The sequence below is a fragment of the Kineococcus aridisoli genome (assembly GCF_050871885.1).
In the GTDB taxonomy this organism is placed as follows: domain Bacteria; phylum Actinomycetota; class Actinomycetes; order Actinomycetales; family Kineococcaceae; genus Kineococcus.
Map to the genome: position 1 here is coordinate 1 of NZ_JBJLSF010000130.1, position 9222 is coordinate 9222.

A 9222-nucleotide genomic window follows, 5' to 3' on the forward strand; every position below is an offset into this window, starting at 1 on the left:
CCGCGGGGGCTTCCCCCGGGGGACCCCGCCGCCGCCCCCGACCGGGGGCCGGGCCGGCCGCGCGCCGGCGCGCGGCCAGCCCGGCGCACAGCACGACCACCGCGGCCGCGGCCCAGACCCCGCCCGCCACGTGCTCGCCGAAGAACAGCGCGCTCCAGGCCAGCGTGAACACCGGCTGCACCAGCTGCACCTGGCTGACCGAGCTGACGGGGCCGATCGCCAGACCGCGGTACCAGGCGAAGAACCCCAGGAACGTGCTGAAGACGCCGAGGTAGCCGAACGCGACCCAGCCCGACGGCTCCGCGGACAGCCCTCCCCGCAGGGCACCGCCGACGGCCAGCGGCACCGTGAGCGGCAGGGCGAGCACCAGCGCCCAGCAGGTGGTCTGCCAGGCACCCAGCTCCCGGGCCAGCAGCGCACCCTCGGCGTAGCCCGCCGCCGCCAGCACGACCGCGGCCAGCAGCAGCAGGTCGGGCACGTGCAGGCCGCCGAGACCGCCCGCGCCGACGGCCAGGAAGGCCAGCACCGCGGCGAAGCCCGCCGTGCTCGCCGCCCAGAACCCGGCGGGCGGGCGCTCACCGCCGCGCAGGCAGCCGGCGGCGGCGGTCGCCAGCGGCAGCGCGCCGACGACCACCGCCCCGTGCGCGGCCGGCACCGACTGCAGCGCCCAGCTGGTCAGCAGCGGGAAGCCGGCGACCACCCCGGCCACCACCACCGCCAGCCGCGGCACCAGCCGGCGGGCGGGCCGGGCGACGCGGCGCAGGGCCAGCAGGGCACCCGCGAGCAGCGCGGCGAGGACCGCCCGCCCGGCCCCCGCGAACAGCGGGTCCAGCCCGGCGACGGCGAGCCGGGTGAACGGCAGCGTCAGGGAGAAGACGAGGACGCCCAGCAGGCCGAGGAGCAGGCCGCTCGGTGACGGTCCGGTGGCCGGGCGGATAGCGCTACCAAGGAGTTTCACGACCGACGGTAGCAGTTCCGCTCCGCGCGGGTCGCTCGTCCTGTCACGGGTCTTGACGCTGCGCTCACAGGCTTCGTACAGTCCAGCCACCGCGCTTCCGGAAGTCTTCCGGAAGCGCGCTGCCCAGGCGATGGAGCCGACGGAAGGCCGACGATGCCTCTGCCCCGCAAGTCCCCCACCACCACCGCCCGACACCTGGTCGGGCTCGCCGTCGCACCGGCCCTGCTGGCCCTGGCGGCGGCCGGGCCGTCCGCGGCGGCACCCCCGCCCACCGCGGAGAAGGCGCAGGCGCAGACCGCCCAGCGCCACGGCGGCCAGGACACCCTGCGCCGCTCGGCCCCGCGCGACCTCGTCGTCGGCACCGCCGTCGCCGGCGGCGGCCACCACGAGGAGCAGGACTACGCCGACCCCTTCGCCTACGACGTGGAGTACCGCGAGCGGATGGCCGCGGAGTTCAGCTCCCTGTCCCCGGAGAACCAGGCGAAGTGGGAGTACATCCACCCCCGCCAGGACTTCTACAACTTCTACCCGATGGACGCCATCGTCCGCTTCGCGCAGGAGAACCGCCAGGTCGTGCGCGGGCACACCCTGCTCTGGCACAGCCAGAACCCGGAGTGGCTGGAGGAGGGCGACTTCACCGACGAGGAGCTGCGCGCCATCCTCAAGGAGCACATCCAGACCGTCGTCGGCCGCTACGCGGGCCGCATCCAGCAGTGGGACGTCGCCAACGAGATCGTCAAGGACGACGGCAGCGGTCTGCGCATCGGCCCGACGAGCGAGGGCGGGAACATCTGGATCACCCGGCTGGGTCCGGGAATCATCGCCGACGCGTTCCGCTGGGCGCACGAGGCGGACCCGCAGGCGAAGCTGTTCCTCAACGACTACGGCGTCGAGGGGATCAACCCCAAGAGCACCGCGTACTACGAGCTGGTCAAGCGCCTGAAGGCCGAGGGCGTCCCGGTCGACGGGTTCGCGGTCCAGGGCCACCTCAGCACGCAGTACGGGTTCCCGGGCGACCTGCAGGCGAACCTGCAGCGCTTCGACGCCCTGGGCCTGGAGACCGCGATCACCGAGCTCGACGTGCGGATGGTGCTGCCGGAGAACGGGATCCCGACCAGCGCCCAGCAGGCGCAGCAGGCGGACTACTACCGCCGGGCCCTGCAGGCCTGCCTGGGCGTGGAGGACTGCGACTCCTTCACGATCTGGGGGTTCACGGACAAGTACTCCTGGGTCCCGGTGTTCTTCACCGAGGAGGGTTCGGCGACCGTCATGACGGCCGACTACGAGCGCAAGCCCGCCTACCACGCGCTGCAGTCCACGCTGCTCGAGGCGCGGCGCGGCGCCGGCGGGCGCTGAGCCGGCACCCGGCAGCGGTTCCCGGCACCCGCGGCACGCTCCGGCACCCGCCCGGGGCGTGCCGCACCGCGCTCCCCCCGGCACCGGCCTCGCCGTAGGGTGATCACCCTGAGGAAGGGGGCGCCGCGGTGGACGACAGCGAGCGCAGCGTGACGATCACCGAGATCGCCCGCCGGGCGGGGGTGTCCGTGCCGACCGTCTCGCGCGTCGTCAACGGGCGCGGCGACGTCGCCGCGGCCACCCGGGACCGCGTCGAGGCGCTGCTGCGCCAGCACGGCTACCGGCGCCCGCTGCGGGCGCGCACGGCGCTGCGGGCGGGGCTGCTCGACCTCGTCTTCGACGACCTCGACTCGCCGTGGGCGGTGGAGATCATCCGCGGGGTGGAGGACGTCGCCCACGCGGCGGGGGCCGGCACCGTCGTCTCGGCGGTGCACCGGCGCACCACCTCCGCCCGGCAGTGGCTGGGCAACCTGCGCGCCCGGGCCAGCGACGGGGTCATCCTCGTCACCTCCGACCTCGCACCGACCCTGGCCCAGGAGCTGCACGAGGTCGCGGTGCCGGTCGTGGTCGTCGACCCGGCCGGTGGGCCGGTCGTGGGCGCGCCCTCGATCGGTGCGACGAACTGGGCCGGCGGGCTGAGCGCCACCCAGCACCTCGTGGAGCTGGGCCACCGGCGCGTGGCGCACGTCAGCGGCCCGGCCGGGCTGCTGTGCAGCCGCGCGCGCCTGGACGGCCACCGCGCCGGCCTGGAGTCCGCGGGCCTGGCCGTCGACCCCCGCCTCGTGCGCGAGGGCGACTTCTACCAGGAGTCGGGGCTGCGGGAGGCGACCGCCCTGCTCGGGCTGGAGGACCCGCCCACCGCGGTGTTCGCCGCCAGCGACCAGATCGCGCTCGGGGTCTACGAGGCGGTGCGGCGCGCCGGGCTGCGCGTGCCCGACGACGTCAGCGTCGTCGGCTTCGACGACCTCAGCCTCGCCGCCTGGGCCTCGCCGCCGCTGACGACGGTCCGCCAGCCACTGGCCGAGATGGGGGCGCTGGCCGCGCGCACCGTGCTGGCGGCGGCCGCCGGCGAGGAGGTGCCGAACCCCCGGGTCGAGCTGGCCACCAGCCTCGTCGTGCGCGACAGCACCGCCCCGCCCCGGGCCTGAGCACCCGGCGGCCGCCGGAGCGGGGCCGCGGGGTCAGGACGGCCGGGCACCCGGCAGGCCGTGGGCGGCCTCGTCGACGATCCGCTGCGCGAGCTCGGAGCCGTAGCGGGCGCGCACCCGCTCGCGCACCTCCGCGTCGTCCTCGGGCACCGGCTCCAGGAACACCTCGGCGACGTCGGGGAAGCGCTCGCGCACCCGCCGGCCGATGCGCACCGCGGCCTGCTCGACCTGCGCACCGGTGAGGGTGTCGACGAGGTCGAGGCGGGCGCACACCAGGACCTGGTCGGTGCCCAGCTGCACCGTCAGCAGGTCCACGACCGCGTCGACCTCCGGCTCGTCGCCGAGCTGGACCAGGACGGCGCGCTGCAGCCGCGGATCGGCCTGCACACCGGTGAGCAGGCGCATGTTCGTGCGCCCCAGCCGCAGGGCGATGAGGGCCAGCAGCAGGGCGATGCACAGGCTGGCGACGCCGTCGTAGACGCCGGACCCGGTGGCCTGGTGCAGGGCGGTCCCGGCACCGGCCAGCAGCAGGCCGATCAGCGCCGCGCTGTCCTCGAACACCACCGTGGTCGCGGTGGGGTCGTCGCTGGTGCGCAGGAACTCCCGGAAGCCCTGCCGGTTCGCCCGGGCCTCCCCGCGCGTCTGCTTCAGCCCCTTCAGCAGCGAGGAGCCCTCGAGGAGGAAGGCGACGGCCAGCACGACGTAGGAGACCAGCGGGTTCTCCAGCTCGTGCGAGGGCGACGTCAGCGCCTGCACGCCCTCGAAGGCCGAGTACAGCGCACCGGTGACGAAGATCGAGCCCGCGGCCACCAGCGCCCAGAAGTAGCGCGCGCGGCCGTAGCCCAGCGGGTGCTCGCGGTCGGCCGGGCGGGCGCTGCTGCGCAGCGCCGTCAGCAGGAACACCTCGTTGACGGTGTCGGCCACCGAGTGCGCGGTCTCGGCGGCCATGGCCGCCGAACCGGTGATCACCGCAGCGACGCCCTTGGCGACGGCGATGAGGGCGTTGGCGCCGAGGGCGACGAGCACGGTGGCGGTGCTCTCCCCTCCCGGGGGACCCTGGCGCTGCTCGTTCGTCGGGGAAACCTTCGCGGCCACGACGGGAGGTTACGGCCGCGGCGCCGCCGGCGCGCGCGGACGGTCCGCCCGGGCGGGATCAGGCGGGCTCAGGCGGGGGCGCCCGCGTCGCCCTCGGCCGCGACCGCGGCGTCGATGACGTGGCTGAGGCCGTCGCGCAGCGCCTGCAGCTCGGCGACGTCCATGCCCAGCCGCTCGACGACCTGCCGCGGGACGGACAGGGCCTGCTCCCGCAACCGGCGGCCGCGGTCGGTGAGGGTGACGGCGAGCGTGCGCTGGTCCTCCGGCAGCCGCCGGCGCTCCAGCAGGCCCGCCGCCTCCAGCCGCTTCAGCAGCGGGGACAGCGTCGGCGGGTCCAGCCGCAGGGCCTCGCTGAGCTCCTTGACCGACATCGGCTCGGCACCCCACAGCGCCAGCATCACCAGGTACTGCGGGTGGGTGAGGCCCATCGGCTCCAGCACCGGCCGGTACACCGCGAGGACCGAGCGGGCGGCGACGACGAGGGCGAAGCAGACCTGGCGCTCCAGGGCGAGCGGATCGGCGCTCTCGTCGAGGTCCGCGGCGCTCACCGGCCCAGGCTACCCGTTCGTGCGCGAAGGGTTCGCCCGCGAGGACGGGGGTCAGGCCGCTGCGCGCAGCCCGGCGTCGGGGTCGACGTCGAACCAGACCGTCTTGCCGGGGGCGTCGGGGACGGAGCCCCAGGCCGCCGCCAGCCGGTCGATGAGGGCGATCCCGCGCCCGGCGGTGGCGGTGGCACCCACGTGCCGCAGCACCGGCAGCTGCCGGCCCTCGTCGTGGACCGCGAGGTGCAGGCGCCCGGTGCCCGGGTCGCGGTCGAGGTCCAGGCGCACCGGCCCGGAACCGTGCTCGACGGCGTTGGCGACGGCCTCGCTGACGAGCAGCTCGACGACCGCCCGCGCGGGGGCTCCCAGGTGGTGCTCGGCGCAGCCGTCGGCGGCCCAGTGCCGCGCCCTCGGGACCGCGGACATGTCGGGGTCGAGCACGAGCCGTGCCACCGCTCCCCCTCCCAGCCGCCGCCTGGACCTGCCTCCACGGTGGGCCCACCGGTGCAGGACCGCAACCGGGGGGAGGCTCGGACCGGGCACCCACCCCCTCGGCACCCGCTCGCGTGGGCAGATCGTCCAGTTCGGTGGTTCAGGAGAGGCAGAGTGCTCGCCCGGTGCGGGCCGCGTTGACCTGTGCCGGGGTGCATCCGCCATGCTGCCCGGGTGACCGCCGTGACGGACGACCGCAGCCCCGCGACCGCTCCCCCGCACACCCGCGCCGAGGACGTGGCCGGGGTGCTCGTCGGCACCTGGCTGGCCTCCTTCGGCCTCTTCCTGCTGCACTCCACGAGCGCGGTCACCGGCGGGACGGCCGGGCTGGCCCTGCTGCTCAGCTACGCGCTGCCGGTGCCGTTCGGCGTGCTGTTCGTGGTGGTGAACCTGCCGTTCTCCGCACTGGCCGTCCGCGCGCGGGGGTGGGCCTTCACCCTGCGCTCGCTGGTCGCGGTGCTGGCCGTCTCGCTCCTCGCACCGCTGCACGCCACCGCGATGCCGCAGCTGACGGTCAGCCCCGTCTACGCCGTCCTCTTCGGCGACCTGGCCGCCGGGCTGGGCATCCTGGTGCTCTTCCGGCACCGGGCCAGCCTCGGCGGTTTCGGCGTCCTCGCCCTGCTGCTGCAGGAGCGCCGGGGGTGGCGGGCCGGGTACGTGCAGATGGCGCTGGACGTCGCCGTCGTCGTGGCCTCGCTCGCGGTCGTCCCGCTGCCGGTGGCCGCCCTGTCGGCGGCCGGCGCGGTGGTCCTCAACCTCGTGCTGTCGATGAACCACCGGCCGGGGCGCTACCGGGCCTGAGCCCGGGGTCAGCCCGCGACAGCCGGGCACCCGAGACCCCCACCACCCGGTGGCGCCGCGCACCCGGGTGGGCGCGAGCGCCCACCCGGCGGAGCCGTCAGCCGGCCGACGGCTCGACCGTGCGGATCTCCTCGTCACCGGGCGCGGACGGGCACAGCAGCAGCGACATCCCCGCGTAGGGCGCGAGCCACACGCCGAAGCTCTTCAGGTCGTCGACCCAGCCGATCTCCGCGCCGGAGCTGAGGTCGACCACCGGTACCCGGGGGGTGAAGCGCTCCGAGCGCACGGTGCCCTCGATGGTCTCGCCGCCGAAGTTGAGGACGGTGACCTGCAGGACGTCGCGGCCGTCGTGGTCGGCCGGGTCGAGCTCGTGGACCATGACGAGCATGCTCGGGTGGGCGACCGCCGGGATGTCGACCTGGCGGGCCGTGGCGATCTTGTGCTCGCGGCGCACCGCGAGCACCTCCTGCAGCCGGGAGACGAACGAGCCCTCGTCCGCCAGCTGCTGCGGGATGTTGCCGTACAGCGAGCGGCCGACGGGGACACCGGAGGCGGACACCTTCGCCTCCGGTGCCACGCCCATGAGGTCGTGGGCCGAGCGCTCGATCCAGCGGGTGTCACCGCTGGTGAGCAGCGGCTTCACGCTCTCCACCGGCAGCGGGAGCATGCCCATGAGGTCCCAGCCGGAGAGCGCGAAGACGCCCGGCTGCCAGGCGTTGAACATCGCCATCAGCAGGTGCGCGCGCTTGATCTGCTCGACGTCGTCCTCGCCGAGCGCGTCCAGGTCGCGGTGGCCGCGGCTGGCGGCGATCACGCTGGCCATGGTGCAGGCGATGCCGTTGGTGGTGAAGACGAGGTTGTAGGGGCCGTTGTCCCCGGTGAGCTTCTCGACGAGGTCGGCGCGGATCGTCTCGGCCAGCTTCGCGCCGGTGACCTTGCCGCCGCGGAAGTCGTAGACGTCCTCGGCGTGGCGGGTCGCCCAGTGCACCAGCTCGTAGGTGAGCTCGTCGTGGTTCTGCAGCGCGTGCACGAGGGAGGCGGGGTCCACGCCGAGCTCGAGGGCGCTGCGCAGGCACAACCGCAGGAACTCGGTGTCGCCGGTCGCCAGCGAGTGCTGGACGCCCGGGCGGGTGATGAAGTCGTAGGACAGGTCGGCACCCACCTCGGAGGTGTCGCGGATGTCCTCGATGGTGAGGTTCAGCTCCTGGAAGGTGAACCCGCCGACCTTGCGGACCATGCCGGCGATGAGGTGGTTGGCCGCCTCCGACAGCGGGTGCCCCTCGGACCAGGCCGGCCCCTCGCTGCTCTTCTCCACGCCCAGGAACCCGTTGGCGTCCAGGCGCAGCGCCGTCGTGCCGAGGTCGCCCAGGGAGTGCAGGGCGTCGCCGATGACGAGCTTCATGCCGGCGAAGGAGGGGTCCAGCCAGTTCACCGACGGCTGGCCCTGCTTGAAGTAGTGCAGGTAGACCCAGCGGCGGGCGACCCCGTCGACCCCGACGACCTCGCGGGTGGCCGACCAGTTCGTCTCCTTGATGCCGGGCGCGTAGAAGATGACCCGCTGCAGCTGCCCGATGATGAAGCCGCGCTCGGCGAGCGCCGCCTCGGCGACCGCGTCGAGGTTCGCCGCGTCGTGGCCCGGCGGGACCTCGGGCAGCAGGTCCCAGTGCTCGGCGGGGATCTCGACCATGTGGTAGATGCCCGGGTAGTCCTCGTAGGCCATCTCGGCGAGGCGGAAGTCCGCCCCCTTGCCGGTGTGGCCGGGGACGATGTCGTCGATGACGTTGCCGGCGTGCGCGGCGGCGACCTCGCACAGGTGCCGGAACTCGCCCTCGGTGCCGAACATCGGATCGATCTGGGTGGAGATGCGGTCGAAGTGGCCGTCGACGCTGGGCGTCTGCCGCCAGCCGTCGAGACCGCCGGCCGCCTTCACCGGCCCGGTGTGCACGGCGTCGATGCCGATGCGCTGGAACGCCTCCCACAGCTGCGGGTCCCCCAGCGAGCCGAGGAAGGAGCGCCCGGGACGGGTGACCAGCGAGATGGGGTAGGCGGTGAACCAGACGGCCGCGGTGTCCACGGCGCGGCGCGGGTCGGGCTTGGCGTAGGGGTTCTGCCACATGCTCGCCTGGCCGGAGAACTGCCGGCTGATCTTCTGGGCGTCGGCGAGCATCGACTGCGACCGCAGCCAGTCCACGTAGTCGGGGTTGGTGCCGTCGGCCGGGCCCTGCCCCGGCTCGGGGCGCGGTGCCGCGTCCGTCCCGCGCAGCCGCGCCTGCGGGCGGGGACGGCGCAGGCTGCGGGGACGGGCCGGGTAGCGCTGCTCGTCGTAGGTGATCTCGCTCGGCTCGTGCTCCACGACCTCGACCTCGACCTCGACCACGTCCTGCGCCACGTCCTGCGCCACGTCGCCTGCCACCTCGCTCGCCACCTCGGTCACGTCCCCTCCTGTGCGCTCGTGCGCGTCGGCGGCCGCCTCGATGGCCGCCGCGCAGACCATCACCCCACCACAGACCGGGCCGATCCTCGACCGCAGCGCCCACCCTGTCATCGACAATGATTCTCACTTGCGCTACGGTCCTCGCGTTCCCAGCTCCCCACCAGGTTTGGACCGCTCCGTGCACCCTCGCGCCCCCCGCCCGGCCCGCCTCGCCGCCGCCCTCGCGCTGACCCTGATCGCCGCCGGCTGCTCCAGCGGCGGGTCCGGCGCCGAGCAGGCAGCCCCCACCACCACCACGCCGAGCACCGCCCCCGCCACCGAAGCCGCTGCCGCCTCCCCCCGCCTGGCCATCACCCACGACGGCGGCGTGCAGGTCCTGGACGCCACCACCCTGCA

Annotated in this window: 8 protein-coding genes and 1 pseudogene; 4 read left to right on the top strand and 5 right to left on the bottom strand. The window is 74.7% G+C overall.

Features of this window, described 5'->3' with window-relative positions; genetic code table 11:
- Nucleotides 1–958, bottom strand: a 958-nt coding sequence (locus tag ACRYM2_RS21940) for a DMT family transporter (RefSeq protein ID WP_432524718.1), incomplete at its 3' end; no start/stop codon positions are given.
- Nucleotides 959–1111: 153 nt separating this feature from the next.
- On the opposite strand from ACRYM2_RS21940, the gene ACRYM2_RS21945 reads away from it, so the two are divergent.
- Complete coding sequence (locus ACRYM2_RS21945; RefSeq protein ID WP_432524720.1) at nucleotides 1112–2314, top strand: endo-1,4-beta-xylanase; 1203 nt, start codon at nucleotides 1112–1114, stop codon at nucleotides 2312–2314.
- 128 nt (nucleotides 2315–2442) lie between these two features.
- Nucleotides 2443–3462, top strand: a complete 1020-nt coding sequence (locus ACRYM2_RS21950) for a LacI family DNA-binding transcriptional regulator (RefSeq protein ID WP_432524722.1) — start codon at nucleotides 2443–2445, stop codon at nucleotides 3460–3462.
- 33 nt (nucleotides 3463–3495) lie between these two features.
- On the opposite strand, the gene ACRYM2_RS21955 is transcribed toward ACRYM2_RS21950, so the two are convergent.
- The 3 genes from ACRYM2_RS21955 to ACRYM2_RS21965 form a co-directional block, all read right to left on the bottom strand.
- Nucleotides 3496–4557 (bottom strand): cation diffusion facilitator family transporter, encoded by a 1062-nt coding sequence (locus ACRYM2_RS21955; protein ID WP_432524723.1) that lies wholly within the window; start codon nucleotides 4555–4557, stop codon nucleotides 3496–3498.
- A gap of 68 nt (nucleotides 4558–4625) precedes the next feature.
- Nucleotides 4626–5105: a MarR family winged helix-turn-helix transcriptional regulator gene (locus ACRYM2_RS21960; RefSeq protein WP_432524724.1), complete on the bottom strand. Its 480-nt coding sequence runs from the start codon at nucleotides 5103–5105 to the stop codon at nucleotides 4626–4628.
- A gap of 51 nt (nucleotides 5106–5156) precedes the next feature.
- Entirely contained in the window at nucleotides 5157–5552 is a 396-nt protein-coding gene (locus ACRYM2_RS21965) for an ATP-binding protein (RefSeq protein ID WP_432524726.1), read from the bottom strand.
- A gap of 213 nt (nucleotides 5553–5765) precedes the next feature.
- Between ACRYM2_RS21965 and ACRYM2_RS21970 the strand changes: the two genes are divergently transcribed.
- A complete protein-coding gene (locus tag ACRYM2_RS21970) occupies nucleotides 5766–6392 on the top strand; it encodes a YitT family protein (RefSeq protein WP_432524727.1) in 627 nt (208 codons plus the stop codon).
- A 97-nt stretch (nucleotides 6393–6489) separates the two neighbouring features.
- Here the strand turns inward: ACRYM2_RS21970 and treS are convergent, their stop codons facing one another.
- On the bottom strand, nucleotides 6490–8793 hold the full coding sequence (gene treS, locus ACRYM2_RS21975) for a maltose alpha-D-glucosyltransferase (RefSeq protein WP_432524728.1): 2304 nt from the start codon (nucleotides 8791–8793) through the stop codon (nucleotides 6490–6492).
- Nucleotides 8794–9004: 211 nt separating this feature from the next.
- On the opposite strand from treS, the pseudogene ACRYM2_RS21980 reads away from it, so the two are divergent.
- Nucleotides 9005–9222, top strand: a pseudogene (locus ACRYM2_RS21980) (hypothetical protein); the annotation flags it as partial.